The organism is Methylocystis parvus (assembly GCF_049675845.1).
GTDB lineage: Bacteria > Pseudomonadota > Alphaproteobacteria > Rhizobiales > Beijerinckiaceae > Methylocystis > Methylocystis parvus_A.
On record NZ_CP187161.1, the window covers coordinates 2512996 to 2531535 of the forward strand.

Genomic DNA, 18540 nt, shown 5'->3' on the forward strand with positions numbered 1-18540 from the left:
AAGACGGCCTGATGCGCATTAGCGACGGGGCGCCCGAACCGCTCGGCGTCACGCTCGACGATACGGGCGCCAATGTCGCCGTTTTCTCCGCGAATGCCGATGAAATTCATCTCTGCCTGTTCGACGGCAGCGGCCTCGAGACGCAACGCATTCCCCTGCCCGCGCGAAGCGGCGACGTCTTTCACGGCCACATGGAAGGTCTGAAGGAAGGCCAGCTTTACGGCCTTCGCGCCTATGGTCCCGACGCGCCGCATGACGGCCAGCGCTTCAACGGGGCGAAGCTTCTCATCGATCCTTACGCGCTTGCGCTCGACCGGCCACTATCATTGCACGAAAGCCTGTCCGCCTTCGGCGAAGCCGCGACGCAGGACAGCGGACCGCATCTTTCCAAATGCGTGATGGTTCGCCCACAGCCGGCGGCGCAATCGCGTCCGCGCCACGCATGGGGCGAGACGGTCATCTACGAGATGCACGTCAAGGGCTTCACCGCGACGCATCCAGACGTGCCCCCAGACCTGCGTGGAACATTCGCCGGCCTCGCGCATGACGCCGCCATCGCGCATCTCAAAAAACTCGGCGTCACGACGCTGGAGCTGCTGCCCTGCGCGGCCTGGATCGACGAACGCCATCTGCCGCCGCTGGGTCTCTCCAATTACTGGGGCTACAACCCCATCGCCATGCGCGCCCCCGACCCGCGCCTTGCGCCGGGCGGTTGGGCGGAAGTGCGCGAGGCGGTCGCGACGCTTCACGCCGCGGGCCTCGAAGTCATCATCGACGTCGTCTTGAATCACACGGGCGAGAGCGACGAGCTGGGGCCGACGCTGTCGCTGCGCGGGCTCGACAACGCCAGCTATTATCGCCTTGCCGAGGACCGCGCGCGCTATGTGAACGACGCGGGTTGCGGCAACATTCTCGCCTTCGATCGCGCGCCGGTCGTGCGTCTCGCCATGGACGCGCTGCGCGCCTTCGCGATCTATGGCGGCGTCGACGGCTTCCGTTTTGATCTCGCGACGACGCTCGCGCGCTTCCCCTCTGGCTATGACGCGAATGCGCCGTTCCTTGCGGCGCTGTTGCAGGACCCGGTTCTGCGGGATTTGAAGCTCATCGCCGAGCCCTGGGACCTCGGTCCGGGCGGCTATCAGCTCGGACGCTTCCCCGCGCCCTTCGCCGAATGGAACGACCGCTATCGCGATTGCGCCCGCTGCTTCTGGCGCGGCGACGCGGGAGGCGTCTCGGAGCTGGCGACGCGCATTGCCGGCTCGCAGGATTTCTTCGCGCGCCGCAGTCCGTCGAGAAGCGTGAATTTCATCGTCGCGCATGACGGCTTCACGCTGCGCGATCTCGTCTCCTACGCGCATAAACACAATGAAGCGAACGGCGAAGAGAATCGCGACGGGACGAACGAGAATCTTTCCTGGAACAATGGCGCCGAAGGTGAAAGCGACGACCCGGCGGCCATCGCCGCCCGCGCGCGCGACCAGCGCAATCTGCTGGCGACACTGCTTCTCTCGCACGGGACGCCCATGCTCGCCATGGGCGCCGAACTGGGACAGACGCAAAAGGGCAACAACAACGCCTATGCGCAGGACAACGCGTCGAGCTGGCTCGACTGGGCCAACGCCGATCCTGCGCTGATCGAGGCGACGGCGAAACTCGTCGCGCTGCGCAAGACGCATCCGGCTTTGCGCGGCGACCGTTTTCTCGACGGCGCCGCGCATGACGAAGCGGCGATCCCCGACGTGCAATGGCTCACGGCGTCGGGCGCGCCGATGCGCGACGAAGACTGGGGCCGTCACGACGCTGCGACGCTGATCGCCGCGTTCTACGCGGAAGGCGATCGCGCGCTGATCATCCTCCATCGCGGCGCGTCGCCCATCGACGTGACGCCGCCGCCCGCGCGCGACTCGCAGGAATGGCGCGTGGCGTTCGACGCCGCCGATCAGCAGCGTAACGACGCGATCTTTGGGGCCGTCACAGTCGCCGCGCGATCCGTCCTGCTGATGGTCGAGGCGAAACAAGCCTCCTCCCGCCCCGCCGCGCCGACAGACGACGCGCTCCTCGCGCAACTCTCCGAAGCCGCCGGCGTCGCCACCCGATGGAGCGACGTCGAGGGCCGTACGCACGACGTGCCGCGCGGGACGTTGTTGCGGCTTCTAACGAGCCTTGGCCTGCCCGCGCAGACGCGCGCGGACGCGCGCGACAGCCTTGCGCATCTCGCCGACATGCGCGATCGGCGCGCCTTGCCGCATCATCTCATCGCACGTGAGAATGAAGCCGGGGCCTTGCGTTTTCCGGCGCATGACGCCGGCGCGTCCACGAGACTTGTTCTGACGCATGAGGACGGGCGCGAAGAGCCGATCTCCCTTTCCCGGCTCGCGCCTTGCGCGTGGCGCGGGGCGGATGGACGAGAATGCCGCGGATATCGCGCGGAGCTCCCGCCGCTTCCCGCCGGGCGCTATGTTTTGAGCGTCGAGAAAGACGATGCGCCCTGCCGCCTTATCGTCGCGCCGCCGCAATGCCATCGGCCGGACGAGCAAAGACGCTTCGGCTTCTCCGCGCAGCTCTATTCGCTGCGACGCGACGGCGATCAGGGCGTCGGCGATTTTACGACGCTTTCCCTTCTCGCGCGCAAGAGCGCCGAAGCCGGCGCGGCGCTCGTCGCCATCAATCCGCTGCACGCGCTCTTCCCGCAGGACCGCTCGCGGGCGAGCCCCTATTACCCTTCCGACCGGCGCTTTCTCGATCCGCTTTACATCGATCTCGCAGATTTGCTCGGCGACGGATTCGACGAGGAAGCGGCGCGGGCGCTCTCTTCCCTCGACGCCGTCGATTACCCCGCCGTCGACGCGCTCAAGCGGCAAGCGCTCGAAAGCGCCTTTGCGCGTTTCGACGCTTTAGCGCGCGAACGTCCCGACGCCGCGCCCGTCGCCGATTTCTCCCAGTTCGTCACAAAGGGCGGCGAGGCGCTGACGCGCTTTGCGCTTTTCGAAGCCATCAGCGAAGCGCACAACGGCGAAAACTGGCGTGAATGGCCGCAGCCATTGCGTGACGGCGATCCCCAGGGGTTCGCGGTCTTTGCAAAGGAAAAGGCGACGCGCCTGCGCTTCCACCGTTTCCTGCAATGGATTGCGGATCGTCAGTTCGCGCAGGCCGCGCGCGCGGCGCGCGACAGCGGGCTCTCGCTCGGCATATGCCGCGACCTCGCCGTCGGCGCGGCGCCGGACGGCGCGGAGAGCTGGAGCAAGGCCGCGCGCCTTCTCGACGGCTTCGCCATCGGCGCGCCGCCCGATCCTTTCAGCCGAGATGGACAGAGCTGGGGGCTCCCCGCGCCCAATCCGCTGGCCATCGAAAGAGACGGCGGCGCCGATTTCGCGGAGCTTGCGGGCGCCAATATGCGGCACGCCGGCGCGCTGCGCATCGATCACGTCATGGGGCTGGCGCGGCTCTTTCTCGTGCCGGAGGGGGAGAAGGCGAGCGCGGGCGCCTATGTCTCCTATCCGCTCGACGCGCTCCTCGCGCAGCTCGCCCTCGAAAGCACGCGCGCGAACTGCCTGGTCGTGGGCGAAGATCTCGGCACGCTGCCCTGGGGTTTTCGCGAGCGATTGGAAGCGTCAAATGTTCTGAGCTATCGCGTCGTCTGGTTCGAGCGCGCCGGCGCCGGCTTCATCCCCCCGCGCGACTATCCAAAAAAGGCGATGGCCTGCGTCTCGACGCATGACCTGCCGACGCTCGAAGGCTGGTGGCTCGGCGCAGACATAGACGAAAAGGAAAGCCTCGGTCTGCTGACGCCCGGCCTCGCCGCCGCCGAACGCGACGCCCGCCTTCACGACAAGCGCAGCCTCCTCGACGCGCTGCGCGCCGAGGCCCTCATCGGCGACGTCGCCGAAGACGGCCCCTTCGACGACGCGCTCGCTGCGGCCCTGCACCGTTTCGCTGCGGCGTCGCCCGCCATCCTCGCCATGGCGCAACTCGACGACCTTGCCGGCGAGCAGGTCGCCGTTAACCTTCCCGGCACAGACCGCGAGCGACCCAACTGGCGGAGAAAGCTGGACAAATCCGTTGAATCGCTCCTTTCGTCGCCCCGCGCCGCGGCGGTCGTAACGGGCCTTCGCCGCAATCTGAACGAGATTGGGTCGGCATAGTCCGGCCCACGCATCTAAACGCACAGATCCACGGCGAGGCTGTAAAGGCGCATGCGGTTGTCGAGCGAGCGATTACGGGGAAGCGACGGGCGCCGGCTCGCCGCCGCCGGGCTCGTTGTCGCGACCGCCTTCGCGGCGCGCGCCGAGGACAAGCCCGTCAACGCGCCGGAGCCTTCCGATCTGACGACGAGGCGGCTCGAGCTGCGCGGCGTCGAGGATACGATCGGCGCGGCGAAGGAGCGTGCGAAGAAGCTCGAAGAAGAAGTCGCGGCCCACGCCGCCGTGCGCGAAAATCTCAACAAGACGCTGCTCGATGCGACGGGCAGGCTGCAGGAGACCGAAGGCCACGCCGCGCAGATCGAGGACCGGCTGGCCAAGCTCGCCGCCGACGAGAAGAAAATCGTCGACTCGCTCGAAAGCCGCCGCGCCGTCATCGCGGAAGTGCTGATGGTGCTTCAGCGCATGGGCCGCCGCCCGCCGCCCGCCCTTCTCGCGCGCCCGCAGGATATTCTCGACGCGGTGCGCGCCTCGCTTGCGCTGGGCGACGTGCTCCCCCAGATGCGCGCCGAAGCGCAGGCCCTGCAGACCGATCTCGCGGAACTCGTGCATTTGCGCGAAAGCGCCCGCCATGAGCGCGACCGCCTCGCCCAGGAAAAGACCGCCCTGGCCGAGCAACGCGAAAAGCTCGCAAGCCTCATCGCCATGCGGCAGGAGGCGCTCGCCGCAGCGCAGACGGCGCTCCAGACGGAGAGCGAGCGCGCCGCCAAGCTCGCCCGGCAGGCGACGAGCCTCAAGGAGCTCATCACCCGCATGGAGGCCGAGAGCGAGGCGGCCCGCAAGGCGGCGGAAAGCGCGCGCAAGGCCGACGAAGAGCGCGCCGCCGCGCAGGCGAAGCTTTCCGAGGAACAGCGGCGCAAGGCGCTCGCCGCCCCGTTTAAAGACGCCGCGCGTCTTGCGCCGGCGGTCTCCTTCGCCGATCTAAAGGGGAAGTTGAACTTTCCGGTTTCGGGACCGGTCCTCAAACGTTTCGGCGCGCCGGACGGTTTTGGCGGCAAGGAGAAGGCCTTTTTCCTCGGCGCGCGCGAAAATGGGATCGTCATCGCGCCCTGCGACGGATGGGTCGCCTTTTCAGGACCTTACCGGACTTATGGTCAACTCTTGATCATTAACGCCGGCGGCGGCTATTATGTGGTCCTGGCCGGCATGAGTCGCGTGAATGTGAACGTCGGGCAATTTGTCCTGGCGGGAGAGCCGGTGGCCAGCATGGGAGACGGAGCCGCGCAGACGGCGGCGACCATCGCGATCGGCGCGAAACAACCCATTTTGTACGTCGAGTTCCGCAAGGACGGAACTTCGATCGACTCGAGCCCATGGTGGGCGAAGTCAGACAGTCGGAAGGTCGGCGGATGATTCGCAAAACTGCTCTACTAGCTACCGGTATCGCCATCGGAGCCGGATGCGCGACGCTCGGCCAGCAGGCCCGCGCGCTGATCGGCACGCCGGCGGTCGCCGCCACCGCCGACACATACAAATTCCTCAGCCTCTTCGGCGACGTATTCGACAAGGTCCGCGCCGACTACGTCGAAAAGCCCGACGAACAAAAACTCGTCGAGAACGCCATCAACGGCATGCTCACCTCGCTCGATCCGCATTCGAGCTACCTCGACGCCAAGGGCTTCAAGGACATGCGGACCCAGACCGAGGGCAAATTCGGCGGCCTCGGCATCGAAGTCACGCAGGAAGACGGCCTCGTGAAGGTCGTCACCCCGATCGACGACACGCCGGCCTCGCGCGCGGGCGTCATGTCCGGCGACCTCATCGGCGCCATCGACGACGAGAGCGTGCAGGGCATGACGCTCAATCAGGCCGTGGACAAGATGCGCGGCCAGATCAACACGCCGGTCAAGCTGACGATCTATCGGGGCAAGGACAAGGACAAGGTCGAGGTCAAGCTGACCCGCGCCGAGATCCACATCAAGTCGGTGCGTTCGCGCAAGCAGGACGACGACATCGGTTATGTTCGCATCTCCCAGTTCAACGAGGAGACCGCGGACGGCCTGCGCAACGCGATGGCGAAGTTCCAGCAGGAAATTCCGGCCGACAAGTTCAAGGGCTACATCATCGACCTGCGCAACAATCCGGGCGGCCTGCTCGACCAGTCGATCCAGGTGGTCAACGCCTTCATCGACAAGGGCGAGATCGTCTCGACGCGCGGCCGCAACGCCGACGAGACGCAGCGTTACAACGCCCGTCCGGGCGATCTCTCCAAGGGCAAGCCGGTCGTGGTGCTGATCAATGGCGGCTCGGCCTCGGCGTCCGAAATCGTCGCCGGCGCGCTGCAGGACCACAAGCGCGCGACGCTGATCGGCACGCGCTCCTTCGGCAAGGGCTCGGTGCAGACCATCATCCCGCTCGGCGGCTCCGCCGGCGCGCTGCGCCTCACCACGGCGCGCTATTACACGCCGTCGGGCCGCTCGATCCAGGCCAAGGGCATCGACCCCGACATGATTATCCTGCAGGACGTGCCGGACGAGCTGAAGGGCAAGGACGACACCAAGGGCGAAGCCTCGCTCAAGGGCCATCTCAAGAACGGCGAGGACGAGAAGAGCGGCTCGCAGGCCTATGTCCCGCCGGACGAGAAGAAGGACAAGCAGCTGATCGCCGCCGTCGAACTGCTCCACGGCAAGTCCAAGGCGCAGATCATGGCCGAGCAGACCAAGGAAGTCGCCAAGGACTCGACAAAGGCCCCGACCAAGGCCAATTAAGCGGGGCGGACAGGGCTAAAGAGCGGGCGCCGCGGGAATGCGGCGTCCGCTTTCTCATTTCTGGCTGCGGATCCAAATGCCGAACATCCTCGACTACGCCAATCCGACGCGCTTCCTGAATTTCACGCGGATCGTCCTGCCCTGGCTATCCGGGCTGACGCTGATCCTTCTCGCGGTCGGCCTCTACGGCGCCTTCACCGCCCCCGCGGACTATCAGCAGGGCGAGACGGTGCGGATCATGTATATCCACGTGCCGTCCGCCTGGCTCGCCATCTTCGCCTATGTGGTGATGACCTCGGCCTCGCTCGGCGTGCTGGTCTGGAAACATCCCCTCGCCGACGCCGCGCAGAAAACCGCCGCCTCGCTCGGCGCCGCCTTCACCTTTGTCTGCCTCGTCACCGGCTCGCTCTGGGGCAAGCCCATGTGGGGGACCTATTGGGTCTGGGACGCGCGGCTCACCTCCATGCTCGTCCTGCTCCTGCTCTATCTCGGCCTCATCGCCGTGCGGCAGACCATGGACGACACGCCGCGCGGCGCGCGCATCGCCTCCATCATGACGCTCGTCGGCGCGATCGACATTCCGATCATCAAATATTCGGTCGACTGGTGGAACACGCTGCATCAGCCGGCCTCGGTCTTCCGCATCGGCGGGCCGACGATTTCCGGCTCCATGCTGTGGCCGCTGCTGGTCATGGCGCTGGCCGCGACGCTCCTCTTCCTGACCCTGCATTTCATGGCGATCCGCAACGAGATCCTGCGCCGCCGCCTCGCGCGCCTGTCGATGCAGGCCCTGCAGGAGGCCGCGCGCGACGAGGGCGACGCTCCTTCTCTGGAGGCCGCGCAATGAACGAACACGGGACTTTCGTGGCGCTCGCCTATGCGATCGCCTTTCTCACGATCGGCGGCATGGCCGCGCGCATCATTCTCGACTATCGGCGCCTGAAGGCGGAGCTCGCCCGCTTCGGAGCCAAGGGCCAGCGGGAAGATGGAGGCGCAGCGTGAGCGAGCCCGCAATCGAGACCCCGCGCTCCCCGCTGCGCTTCCTGCCGCTCGTCCTTTTCGGGCTGCTCGCCGCGCTCTTTCTCGCGCGTCTTTTCTCGGGAGACGCGTCGCGCATTCCTTCCGCGCTCATTGGCAAGCCGGCGCCGCAATTCGACCTGCCGGCGCTCGCCGGGCTGAAGGACACGCCCGGCCTCGCCACGGCTGATCTGCACAAGGGCCATGTCAGCGTCGTCAATATTTTCGCGAGCTGGTGCGCGCCCTGCCGGCAGGAGCACCCGATCCTGATGGAGCTGACGCGGGATGAAAAGCTCAAGGCCGCCGGCGTCGAGCTTTACGGCCTCTCCTATAAGGACGAAGCCGCCAATGCGCTCGGCTTCCTGCAGGAGGAAGGCAATCCCTTCCAGCGCGTCGGCGTCGACCCGGCGGGCCGCACGGCCATCGATTTCGGCGTCTATGGCGTACCCGAAACCTTCATCGTGAAGGGCGACGGAACGATCGCCTATAAGTTTATCGGGCCGTTGACACCTTCGGCGGTCGCCACCACGCTCCTGCCCGAGATCGAAAAGGCCATGGGGAAATAAAAAACGCGCCCGAGCGTCATGCCGGGCGCGTTTTTTAATTGGCCGCCTTGGGTCGCCTCAGCGCTTCTCTGCGAGCTTGGTGCCGTCCCGCGGCGGCTTGACGCCCTTCTGGAACTCGACCCCGATCATCGTCTGCCGCCGCCACACGACCTGCGCGACATGACGCGCATTGCCGACGGTGAGGATGAACCGATCGGGCAGCGGCCCGTAGGGACAGTCGATCTTGGCCCCGGTGGTCGAAATATCGATCACACGGCAGGGGATCGCCGGCTCCATTCCGCCCGGATCGGCCCAGACATCCGCAAACGACTTGTGACGCGTGGCGATGCGCCGGTCGTCGGCGGCCGCGATTTTTTGCCGGGATCTCTCGGTGAAGGGGGCGTACATGCTGTCTCGCGGGGGGCTGGTTTCAAGCGGGACGACTATATCGTTAGAAGAATTGACGAATCCTCACCGACGATCGCTAGGTTTCGAAGATTTTTCAGGGGGCTTTGAGGAAAAGTCCGACGGTCAGCGCCGAGCCGATGACGATGATGAAGATGCGCAGGACCTTCTCGTCGATGACGTGGATGAGCCGCGCGCCCGCGACCCCGCCAATGGTCGCCCCCGCCGCCGTCACGAGGGCCTGCGGCCAGTGAAGGTCGGGAGAAAACAGAAAGATGGCGACCGCCGAGGCGTTCATCACGCCCGCCAGCACGTTCTTGGTGGCGCTCGCGACGCGCACCGCCTGCCCCGCCATGGTGAGCGCCGCAACCATGAGGAAGCCCGCCCCGCCGCCGAAATAGCCGCCATAGGTGGCGATGAGAAACTGCACGACGCCCGCGCCGGCGGGCGAAAGATGGCCCTGCGCCTCGCCGGGCTTGCGCAGGAAACTGCCCCAGGCGAAGAGGCCCGTGGCGAAGAGGACCAGCCAGGGCACGAGGCGCGCAAAGAAGCCGCGCGGGGTTCCGAGCAGGATCGCCGCCCCGATCGCCCCGCCAATGATGCTGATGACGAAAAGCCAGCGCAGGCTGACCGCGCCGACGCCCCTCGCATGGCTGCGCCCGGTCCAGCCGGTCGCCACCTGCGCCGGAAACAGGGCGACGCAGGAGGTGATGTTGGCGCCGAAGGCGTCCATGCCCGTGAACATCAGCGTCGGCAGGATGAGGAAGGAGCCGCCGCCGGCGAGCGCGTTTTGCGCGCCGGCCCAGATCGCGACCGCGAACAACAGAAGATAAGCCATGCGCGCCTATCTCAGGTCGCGGCGCCCATGGCAAGGACTTCGGTCGCTTCAGTGAACCGTGGTTTCCCGCGCGAGCCCGGCGGCGATGAGCCTCACCAGCGTTTCGAGTTGCTCGTCGAGCAGCTTGGGCGGCGTTGCCTCCAGCTTTTCTTCAAGGCCGAGCACGACGACGCCATGTACGGCGGAGAACAGCGTGCGCGCGAGATGCGCGCGGGCCGCCGCGTCCTGATGGGGCAGGAGTTCCGCGAGCGGCGCCTCGAGCCGGCCGAAGAGCTGGTTGCGCGCGTCGGCAAACCAGTCCGGCACCGGCGCGCCGCCGGAGAGTCGATGCTCGAACAGGGCGCGCCAGCTCGGCTCCTCCCGGCGGGCGAAATCGAGATAGGCGCGGGCGAGCGCCTGTAGCGCATCCGCCGGACCCGCCTCGCGTAGCGCCTCGTCCAGCGCCTGCCCCAGCCGCTCCAGAGTCGAGAGATTGACCCGAAGGACCAGCTCGTCGAGATCGTCGAAGGCCGTGTAGATGGCCCCGAGCGCACAGCCCGCCTCCGAAGCGAGGTCGCGCGCCTTCAGTCCCGCCAGTCCGCGCGCGGCGATCGACTGGCGCGCGACGTCGAGCAGCCGCTCCCGCAATTTCAGCCGCCGCTGCGCGCCGGCCTCGGTTCTCGTTTCCGTCACCGCATTACCCTTTCCGCCCCCTCATGACGCGGCGTCGCGGCGAGACTTTGACGTCCGCTCGCCCCCGCCAGGGCAAGGAAATCTTCTTTCATCGCTCAAACCGCCGAGCAGCGTTGCGGTTCCCGCTGTCGTGGAAGGGGTAAACCATAAAGCCGAACCGCGTTCAAATATTGTCTTGAACTTTGTTCAATGCTGGCGTAAAGGAGACTTGTGAACGTCGTTCACGCAAGGAGAAGCTCATGTTCAAGACCGTCGTCACCCTACTTCGAGGGCGCGCATTCGAGGCCGAGGAGCGCCTCGCCGACCGTCACGCGCTGTCCCTCCTCGATCAGCAGATGCGCGATGCGGCCCTCTCGGTCGATCGCGCCAAGAAGGCCCTCGCCATCGCCACGGCTCAGGACCAGACGGAAGCGCGCAAGCTGGAATCGACCCGCGCCCAGATCGCGGAGCTCGAAACGCGGGCGGTCGCTGCGCTGCAGGCCGGCCGCGAGGATCTTGCCCAGAAGGCGGCGGAAAACATCGCCGCGCTCGAGGGCGACGCCCAGGCGGCGGAGAGGGCGCGCACCATTTTTTCGGCGGAAATCGCAAAGCTCGAACGGCATGTGCGCAACCAGGCGGCGCGATTCGCGGAGCTCGAAAGGGGCCGCCGCATCGCCCGGGCCGCCGAGGCGGTCCGCGTCGCGCGGCGCGGACGGCTGGAGGAGGCGCCCTGCTGCCAGTCGACGCTCTCGGAAGCCGAGGCGACCCTCGCCCGCCTGCGCGAGCAGCAGACCGAGGTCTGCGCGGCCGAGACGGCTCTCGACGCGCTCGACGCCGAGCCCCGCGCTGAAAGCCTCAACGAGACCCTCGCCAATGCCGGCTTCGGCCCGGCCGTGAAGCCCCGCGCCTCCGATGTCCTGGCGCGCCTGAAGGAAAAGGCCGGCGGCCCGCTCTGATTCCGCCCGCATAAATCTCTCAATCGAAAAGGAAAACGCAAATGTCCGCTCAACCCATCAAACACTCCGCCGCTTTCGTGACCTTCTCCTACGTTTCCTTCGGCCTCTCGGTCGCGATGATCGGCGGCGGGATCTTCGTCATGCCCATCGACCATTGGATGAAGGGCTTCCTCTTCATGGGCACGGTGATGCTCGTGCAGTCCTGCATCATCCTGACGAAGACGATCCGCGACAATGTCGAGGCGGAGAAGCTCCTGAACCGCATCGAGGACGCCAAGACCGAACGCCTCCTCATGGACGTGTCCAAGGTTGCGTAAATTCTCTTCGCGCTATTTCGTAAACGACTGGCCGGCGGTCTTGACCGATCCTTAATCAGCTTTGGTCAATTCTCGTCGGCCTCGCCTTTCCGGATCATCCGCCATGTCGCAGTCGCTTCTGGCCACGCGCCGCTTCGCGCCCCTCTTCTGGCGCCAGTTCTTCGCGGCCTTCAACGATAATTTCCTCAAGAACGCGCTCGTTCTTCTGATCCTCGCCCAGATCGGCGGCGAGAAGGGCGCGTCTCTCGTCACGCTCGCCGGGGCGATCTTCATCGCGCCCTTCTTCATCCTGTCGGGGATCGCCGGCGAGATGGCGGACAAGTTCGACAAGGCCGTGATCGCGCGCCGCCTGAGCCTCGCCGAAATCGGCGTCGCCGGCCTTTCCGCGACGGGCTTCTATCTCGGCGACGTCAACATCCTCTTCGCCGCGCTGCTTTGCTTCGGGATCACCGGCGCGCTGTTCGGCCCGGTGAAATACGGCATCCTGCCGGACCACCTCACGAAAGAAGAGCTGCCCGCCGGCAACGCCCTCGTCGAGAGCGCGACCTTCATCGCCATTCTCACCGGCACGATCGCGGGCGGCCTCGCGATGCAGGAGTGCGGATCGTCCTTCGGCATGCACGCCTTCGCCGCCGCCATCATGGCGGTCTCGCTCGCAAGCTACGCCGCCGCCTGGTTCATCCCCTCGACGAACAGCGCGGCGTCGAATCTGAAGATCGACTGGAATGTCTTCCGCTCGACCTTCAAGCTGCTGAAGGCCCTGCGCGCGGCGCCCGAGCTGCGCAGGCTCACGACGGTGACGAGCCTCTTCTGGCTTTACGGCTCCATCGCCATGTCGCTGATGCCGCCGCTCGTCACCCATTCGCTGCATGGCGCGGAGAGCGTCGTCACGCTGCATCTCGCCATCTTCGCCATCGCCATCGGCGTCGGCTCGGGACTCGCCGCCGTCCTGCTCAAGGGCCGCATCGTGCTGCTGCCCGCCGCCATCGGCGCCCTGATCATCGCGGGCTCCTCGATCGACCTCGGCGTCGCCGAACTGCTGCGCACAAGCGCGCCTCACGCCGGCGAACTCGATCTCTGGCATTATTTCGACCAGCCCGGCGCGCTGCGCGCCTCCATCGACCTCGGGCTGCTCGCGCTCGCCGGCGGCCTGATGATCGTCCCTTCCTTCGCCGCCATCCAGGCGCAGAGCCCGGCGAGCGAACGCGCCCGCACCGTCGCGGCGGTCAATGTCCACAACGCCGCCTTCATGGCGCTGGGCGGGGCGGGCGTCGCCTTCCTTCAGGCGAAAGGCGTGACGCTGGCGCAGCTCTTCATCGGCATGGGCGTCGTCGCCTTCCTCTCCTCGATCTGGATCCGCTACGCCGTGGTGAAGAACCCGATGCTCGACTTATTGTCGATTATTTTTCGGGCCTTCTACCGACTCGACGTGAAGGGGCTGGAGAATTTCGAAAAGGCGGGGCCGAACCCGATCATCGCGCTCAACCATGTGAGCTTCCTCGACGCGGCGGCGATCCTCTCCGTGCTGCCGAAGGACCCGGTCTTCGCCATCGACCACACGATTTCACAGCGCTGGTGGGTGAAGCCCTTCCTGCGCTTCACCCGCGCCATTCCGCTCGATCCGTCGAAGCCGCTCGGCACGCGCACGCTGGTCAACGCCGTGAAGGCGGGCGATCCGCTGGTGATCTTCCCCGAAGGGCGCCTCACCGTCACCGGCAGCCTCATGAAGGTCTATGACGGCGCCGGCCTCATCGCCGAGAAATCCGGCGCGCTCGTCGTGCCGGTGAAGATCGACGGCCCGGAAATGACGATGTTCTCGCGTCTGACCCGCGAGCAGGCGCGCCGCCGCTGGTTCCCCAAATTCACGCTCACCGTGCAGGAGCCTGTAAGTCTCACAGTCGACGAGGCGCTGAAAGGCAAGGCGCGCCGCATGGCGGCCGGCGCCGCGCTCTATCAGATCATGTCGGACCTCATCTTCCGCACGACCAGGACGGACGAAACCGTCTTCGAAGCCGCCGTGCGCGCCGCCGACAAGCACGGCTTCTCGCGCGTCGCGCTGGAAGACCCGCTGACCGGCAAGCTCACCTATCGCAAGATCCTCATCGGCGCGCGCGTGCTCGGCGAGAAGATCGCGAAGATCGGCCAGCCCGGCGACCGCATCGGCATAATGCTGCCCAACGCCAACGCCGCGGGCGTGACCTTCCTCGCCGTGTCGTCGGCGGGGCGTGTGCCGGCCATGATCAACTTCACCGCCGGCGCGACGAACATTCTCGCGGGCTGCGAGGGCGCCACGGTGAAGACGATCCTCACCTCGCGCGCCTTCATCGAGAAAGCCAAGCTCGAAAAGCTCGCCGAGGCGCTGCAGGAGAAAGTGTCGCTCGTCTATCTCGAAGACATGCGCGCGGGCGTCACGCTCTTCGACAAGCTGCGCGCCATGCTGCGCTACAAGAAGCCGGTCGTCGCGCGCAGCGCCGACGACATGGCGACGGTGCTCTTCACCTCGGGCTCGGAAGGCGTGCCGAAGGGCGTCGCGCTCTCGCACCGCAATCTTCTCTCCAACGCCGCGCAGGCGGCGGCGCGCATCGACTTCGGCCGCCAGGACAAGGTCTTCAACGTGCTGCCCGTCTTCCATTGCTTCGGGCTCACGATCGGCTTCATGCTGCCGCTTATCTCCGGCGTGCCGGTCTATTTCTACCCCTCGCCGCTGCATTACCGCATCGTGCCGGAGCTGATCTACGGCACCAACGCCACGATCTTCTTCGGCACCGACACCTTCCTCGCCGGCTATGCGCGCAGCGCCCACGCCTACGATTTCCGCTCGATCCGCTACGTCGTCGCCGGCGCGGAGCCGGTGAAGGAGTCGACGCGCGACGTGTGGTGCGAGAAATTCGGCATGCGCATTCTGGAGGGCTACGGCGTCACAGAAACGGCGCCGGTGCTGTCGCTCAACACGCCCATGTTCAACAAATTCGGCACGGTCGGCCGGATGATGCCGGGCGTCGACTACAAGCTCGAAAAAGTGCCGGGCGTCGAGGAAGGCGGCCGCCTGCTGGTGCGCGGGCCCAATATCATGATGGGCTATCTGAAGGCCGACAATCCGGGCGTGCTTCAGGAGCCGGAGGACGGCTGGTACGACACGGGCGACATCGTCACCATAGACGAGCAGGGCTACATCACGATCAAGGGCCGCGCCAAGCGCTTCGCCAAGATCGGCGGCGAGATGGTCTCGCTCGCGGCGGTGGAGCAGCTCGCCGCGGAGCTGTGGCCCAAGGCGCTCTCCGCCTGCGCGACCGAGATCGATCCGCGCAAGGGCGAGCGCATCGTCCTCGTCACGCAGCAGAAGGACGCGAGCCGCGCCGACTTCATGGCCTACGCCAAATCGAAAGGCGCCTCCGACCTCTCGATCCCGGCCGAGGTTCTCTATGTCGAACACATTCCGCTGCTCGGCTCCGGCAAGCCGCTACATGGCCGGCGGCCCGCGCCTGCCGAACGGGGTGCTGGGCAGAATAGACGGGAGTTCGGCGGTTTCGGCGTGAGGGTATGAATGCTGGGCGTGAGCCAATCCCTCCCCTTTACGGGGAGGGTGGCCCCGCCGACAGGCGGGGTCGGGTGGGGTAAACCCCAATCAAGCTGCTGCGGAAAGAACCCCACCCAGCGGTCTCCGACCGCCGATCTCCCCGTAAAGGGGAGGCATTGGGCGCCAACCCTGCCAGCCCATCACTCCCAAAACGGCTCCAGCTTCCTCAACCGCTTCTCGCTCTTCTTCGCATGGGCGACGCCCGCCTGCGCCGCATGGGCGAACCAGCCGCGCACGAAGCCCGACGCCTTCAGCGCCGCCTCGCTCCTGGCGTCGATCTCGTCGAGCAGGGCGTTCGCCGTCTCCATGTCGTTGAAGGCGCCGAGCCCGTCCTGCATCTTGGCGAGCGCGGCGGAAAAGGCTTCGGCGTCGGCCTGCGGAAAGAGGCTTTCGAAAAACTCCGCGCCGTAGCGCGCCTTTTTCAACGCGATGCGCAGCTCGTGGCGCTCCTCGGGGGTGCGCCTCGCAAGGCCCTTCGACTTCTTGAGCACGCGCTTGCGCAGTTTCGTCAGGGCGGCGGCCGCGAATTCGCTCGCCGAGCCCTCCTCCGTCGCGTCCGGCGCGGCCGTCCAGTCGCGCTCGGCGATCGCCTTTCGAAACGCGCCGAGGAAGGCTGCCGTCCCGGCCTCCTCGATCGTCTCGCGGGCTGTGCGATAGGCCCCGGCGCGCTTGAACTCCAGCGCGTCGAGAAGCGAGCAGTAGCTCGGCGCGTCCCCGAGCGCCCTGGCGGGACCGGCTTCGAGCATCTCCTGGAAAACGTCCCAGTTGCGCGCGTGGCCCAGTATGCCCGCGATCTCCCTGGCGCGCGCCCGCGCCGCCTCGAGGGCGGGGCCGGACAGCGCGTTCCTGAACAGCCCGATCGCGGCCCGCAGCCGCCGAAGCCCGACGCGCATCTGATGGACGCTCTCGGGCGACTCGATCGCGCGGAAAACCGGCAGGTTGGCCTCGAAATGATCGAGCGCCGTCGAGAAGACGCAGACCGCCGCGTCCTCCGCCGAGTCCGTCGACAAGAGGCTGACGGGTTTGGCTTTTTTCGCCGTGGCGGCTGGCGGCCCCACCTCGACGACGCGCAAGGGCGGGCGGGGGTCCCCTTCGGGGCGTGACGACTGAATCTCCCGCGCCATGGCCACACTCTCGCTGAGGCGCTCAACTGTCCTCAACATATTGTCACAATCAAGGGCGGGACGGGCGCAGGGCAAGGCGGACCCTGCCGGCCGCCGCGGCTCCCCGGCCGCAGCGCCATTTCCCCGCACTTGATTAAAACGCCCGCCCCTGCTTTATCGCGGCGCAGCAATTCCCCAATCCCGCAGGAGTTCCCGCCTATGTCCGTATGGCCCGTCTATGGAAAAATCACCGGCCCGATCGTCCTGATCGGCTTCGGCTCCATCGGACGCGGCATCTTGCCCCTCATCGAACGCCATTTCGAGTTCGACAAGGCGCGCTTCACGGTCATCGACCCGGACGATACGCATCGCCGCCTGCTGGACGAGCGCGGCGTCGCCTTCGTGAAGGACAAGCTGACGCCGGAGAACTACCGGGAGCTTCTCACCCCGCTGCTGACCAAGGGCGGCGGACAGGGCTTCATCGTCAACCTCTCGGTCGACGTCTCGTCCCTCGCCGTCATGCAGCTCGCCCGCGAGCTGAAGTGCCTTTACGTCGACACGGTCGTCGAGCCCTGGCCGGGCTTCTATTTCGACAAGTCGAAGGGCAACGAGGCCCGCACCAATTACGCGCTGCGCGAGACGATCCTCGAGGAGCGCCGCAAGAATCCGGGCGGAACGACCGCCGTCTCCTGCGTCGGCGCCAATCCGGGCATGGTCTCCTGGTTCGTCAAGCAGGCGCTGATCGACATCGCCAGGGACACGGGCGCCCTCGACAAGGAGCCGACGACCCGCGCCGAATGGGGGCGCTGGCGCAAAAGCTCGGCGTGAAGGGCATCCACATCGCCGAGCGCGACACGCAGCGCGCGCGCGACCCCAAGCCCTTCAACGTCTTCTGGAACACCTGGTCGGTCGAGGGCTTCGTTTCCGAAGGCATGCAGCCGGCTGAGCTTGGCTGGGGCACGCATGAGAAGGCGCTGCCGGATATCGGCCGCACCCATTCGACGGGCTGCGGCGCGGCGATCTATCTGCTCTCGCCCGGCGCCAACACCCGCGTGCGCAGCTGGTGCCCGACGCCCGGCGCGCAATATGGCTTCCTCGTCACGCATAACGAGGCGATCTCGATCGCGGATTACCTGACGGTGCGCGACACGAGCGGCAAGGCCGTCTATCGCCCGACCTGCCATTACGCCTATCACCCGGCCAATGACGCCGTTCTGTCGCTGCACGAAATGTTCGGCGCCGCCGGCAAGATGCAGCCGGAATGGAAGATCCTCGACGAAAACGAGATCGTCGACGGCATCGACGAACTCGGCGTGCTGCTCTTCGGCCACGCCAAGAACGCCTATTGGTACGGCTCGCAACTCTCGATCGAAGAGACGCGCGACCTCGCGCCCTATCAGAACGCGACGGGCCTGCAGGTCTCTTCCGCCGCGCTCGCGGGCATGGTGTGGGCGCTGGAGAATCCGGAAGCGGGCATCGTCGAGGCGGACGAAGTGGACTACAAGCGCTGCCTCGAGGTGCAACTCCCTTATCTCGGCCCGGTGAAAGGTTATTACACCGACTGGACGCCGCTCGATGGCCGCCCGGGCATGTTCCCCGAGGACATCGACGAGAGCGATCCCTGGCAGTTCAAGAACATCCTGGTGAAGTAAGGGGCGCGACGACCCTCCACTTCGCAACGGAAAGCATGGAGGCGGCGCAGCAGCGCCGTCTCTTTTTTTGCGTCGAAGGCCGCGAGCCGCCTCTTGCCCATGCGCCGGTCCAGCATGCGGAAGGCGCGGATGATCGGGTTCTCGCTTTCGAGGATTTCCTCGATCGACAGGTTCAAATAACCGAACGGCGCCTCCTTGAAGGCCTCGTCCGAATAGACCTCGTCTTCATCGTGCGATGCTTCCAACAGGCGATCTCGCCCATGCAGGCGACCCGCGCCCCTTCGATCGTCACCCACGCCTCCCCCGCGCCGTCATGCGCCTTGTGGTTGCGCGTTGCGAAAACCTCGACGCGCCCCTTCACGCGCTCGGCGAATGTCTCCTCGGCTTCTCAAGTTGGCTCCAGCGCATCGCTCAACCCTCCTAAGTCGCCCCGCGCATAACGGTCGAGCGGCCCCAGCCGCAAAATACGGCGAGGGCGATCACGAACGGGAGAAGCGCCGAGGCATCAAGGCGACGAAAGGAAAACAAAAAGCGTCATAACAATTTGCCTCACGCACCCGCATAGCGTCGCG

At 66.4% G+C, this 18540-nt stretch carries 14 protein-coding genes and 1 pseudogene; 10 read left to right on the forward strand and 5 right to left on the reverse strand.

From position 1 onward, the window contains the following. Window positions 1–11: 11 nt before the first annotated feature. The 6 genes from glgX to ACPFMJ_RS13050 all read left to right on the forward strand — a co-directional run bounded on the left by glgX (window position 12) and on the right by ACPFMJ_RS13050 (window position 8490). Window positions 12–4142, forward strand: coding sequence for a glycogen debranching protein GlgX (gene glgX, locus ACPFMJ_RS13025; protein WP_424360429.1), 4131 nt, complete (start codon window positions 12–14; stop codon window positions 4140–4142). A 51-nt stretch (window positions 4143–4193) separates the two neighbouring features. Continuing rightward, window positions 4194–5552 carry a peptidoglycan DD-metalloendopeptidase family protein gene (locus tag ACPFMJ_RS13030; protein WP_424360430.1) on the forward strand — a complete coding sequence of 453 codons (1359 nt, stop codon included), beginning with the start codon at window positions 4194–4196 and terminating at the stop codon, window positions 5550–5552. Then, window positions 5549–6907 carry a S41 family peptidase gene (locus tag ACPFMJ_RS13035; protein WP_424360431.1) on the forward strand — a complete coding sequence of 453 codons (1359 nt, stop codon included), beginning with the start codon at window positions 5549–5551 and terminating at the stop codon, window positions 6905–6907. Before ACPFMJ_RS13030 ends, ACPFMJ_RS13035 begins: the two co-directional genes overlap by 4 nt. A 76-nt stretch (window positions 6908–6983) precedes the next feature. Then, complete coding sequence (locus ACPFMJ_RS13040) at window positions 6984–7754, forward strand: heme ABC transporter permease (RefSeq protein WP_424360432.1); 771 nt, start codon at window positions 6984–6986, stop codon at window positions 7752–7754. Beyond that, complete coding sequence (gene ccmD / locus ACPFMJ_RS13045) at window positions 7751–7909, forward strand: heme exporter protein CcmD (RefSeq protein WP_424360433.1); 159 nt, start codon at window positions 7751–7753, stop codon at window positions 7907–7909. The genes ACPFMJ_RS13040 and ccmD overlap by 4 nt, the downstream gene beginning before the upstream one ends. After that, entirely contained in the window at window positions 7906–8490 is a 585-nt protein-coding gene (locus ACPFMJ_RS13050; RefSeq protein ID WP_424360434.1) for a DsbE family thiol:disulfide interchange protein, read from the forward strand. Before ccmD ends, ACPFMJ_RS13050 begins: the two co-directional genes overlap by 4 nt. A 57-nt stretch (window positions 8491–8547) precedes the next feature. On the opposite strand, the gene ACPFMJ_RS13055 is transcribed toward ACPFMJ_RS13050, so the two are convergent. The 3 genes from ACPFMJ_RS13055 to ACPFMJ_RS13065 all read right to left on the reverse strand — a co-directional run bounded on the left by ACPFMJ_RS13055 (window position 8548) and on the right by ACPFMJ_RS13065 (window position 10384). Then, entirely contained in the window at window positions 8548–8877 is a 330-nt protein-coding gene (locus ACPFMJ_RS13055) for a PilZ domain-containing protein (RefSeq protein WP_424360435.1), read from the reverse strand. 94 nt (window positions 8878–8971) lie between these two features. Beyond that, window positions 8972–9712: a sulfite exporter TauE/SafE family protein gene (locus ACPFMJ_RS13060; RefSeq protein ID WP_424360436.1), complete on the reverse strand. Its 741-nt coding sequence runs from the start codon at window positions 9710–9712 to the stop codon at window positions 8972–8974. Between the two features lie 48 nt (window positions 9713–9760). Further along, a complete protein-coding gene (locus tag ACPFMJ_RS13065) occupies window positions 9761–10384 on the reverse strand; it encodes a TetR/AcrR family transcriptional regulator (protein WP_424360437.1) in 624 nt (207 codons plus the stop codon). A gap of 239 nt (window positions 10385–10623) precedes the next feature. On the opposite strand from ACPFMJ_RS13065, the gene ACPFMJ_RS13070 reads away from it, so the two are divergent. The 3 genes from ACPFMJ_RS13070 to ACPFMJ_RS13080 all read left to right on the forward strand — a co-directional run bounded on the left by ACPFMJ_RS13070 (window position 10624) and on the right by ACPFMJ_RS13080 (window position 15180). Beyond that, window positions 10624–11319, forward strand: a complete 696-nt coding sequence (locus ACPFMJ_RS13070) for a PspA/IM30 family protein (RefSeq protein WP_424360438.1) — start codon at window positions 10624–10626, stop codon at window positions 11317–11319. Window positions 11320–11360: 41 nt separating this feature from the next. Then, entirely contained in the window at window positions 11361–11636 is a 276-nt protein-coding gene (locus tag ACPFMJ_RS13075) for a YiaA/YiaB family inner membrane protein (RefSeq protein WP_424360439.1), read from the forward strand. Window positions 11637–11739: 103 nt separating this feature from the next. Then, the gene (locus tag ACPFMJ_RS13080) at window positions 11740–15180 is read left to right on the forward strand and encodes an acyl-[ACP]--phospholipid O-acyltransferase (protein ID WP_424360440.1); all 3441 of its coding nucleotides are present in this window, start codon (window positions 11740–11742) and stop codon (window positions 15178–15180) included. A 173-nt stretch (window positions 15181–15353) separates the two neighbouring features. Here ACPFMJ_RS13080 and ACPFMJ_RS13085 read toward each other — a convergent pair whose 3' ends face one another. Next, the gene (locus ACPFMJ_RS13085; RefSeq protein ID WP_424360441.1) at window positions 15354–16337 is read right to left on the reverse strand and encodes a CHAD domain-containing protein; all 984 of its coding nucleotides are present in this window, start codon (window positions 16335–16337) and stop codon (window positions 15354–15356) included. Between the two features lie 198 nt (window positions 16338–16535). On the opposite strand from ACPFMJ_RS13085, the pseudogene ACPFMJ_RS13090 reads away from it, so the two are divergent. Beyond that, a pseudogene (locus ACPFMJ_RS13090) lies at window positions 16536–17968 on the forward strand (homospermidine synthase). Here ACPFMJ_RS13090 and ACPFMJ_RS13095 read toward each other — a convergent pair. Next, window positions 17869–18264 (reverse strand): SF0329 family protein, encoded by a 396-nt coding sequence (locus ACPFMJ_RS13095; protein WP_424360442.1) that lies wholly within the window; start codon window positions 18262–18264, stop codon window positions 17869–17871. The pseudogene ACPFMJ_RS13090 and the gene ACPFMJ_RS13095 sit on opposite strands and share 100 nt — an antisense overlap. Between the last annotated feature and the right edge of the window lie 276 nt (window positions 18265–18540).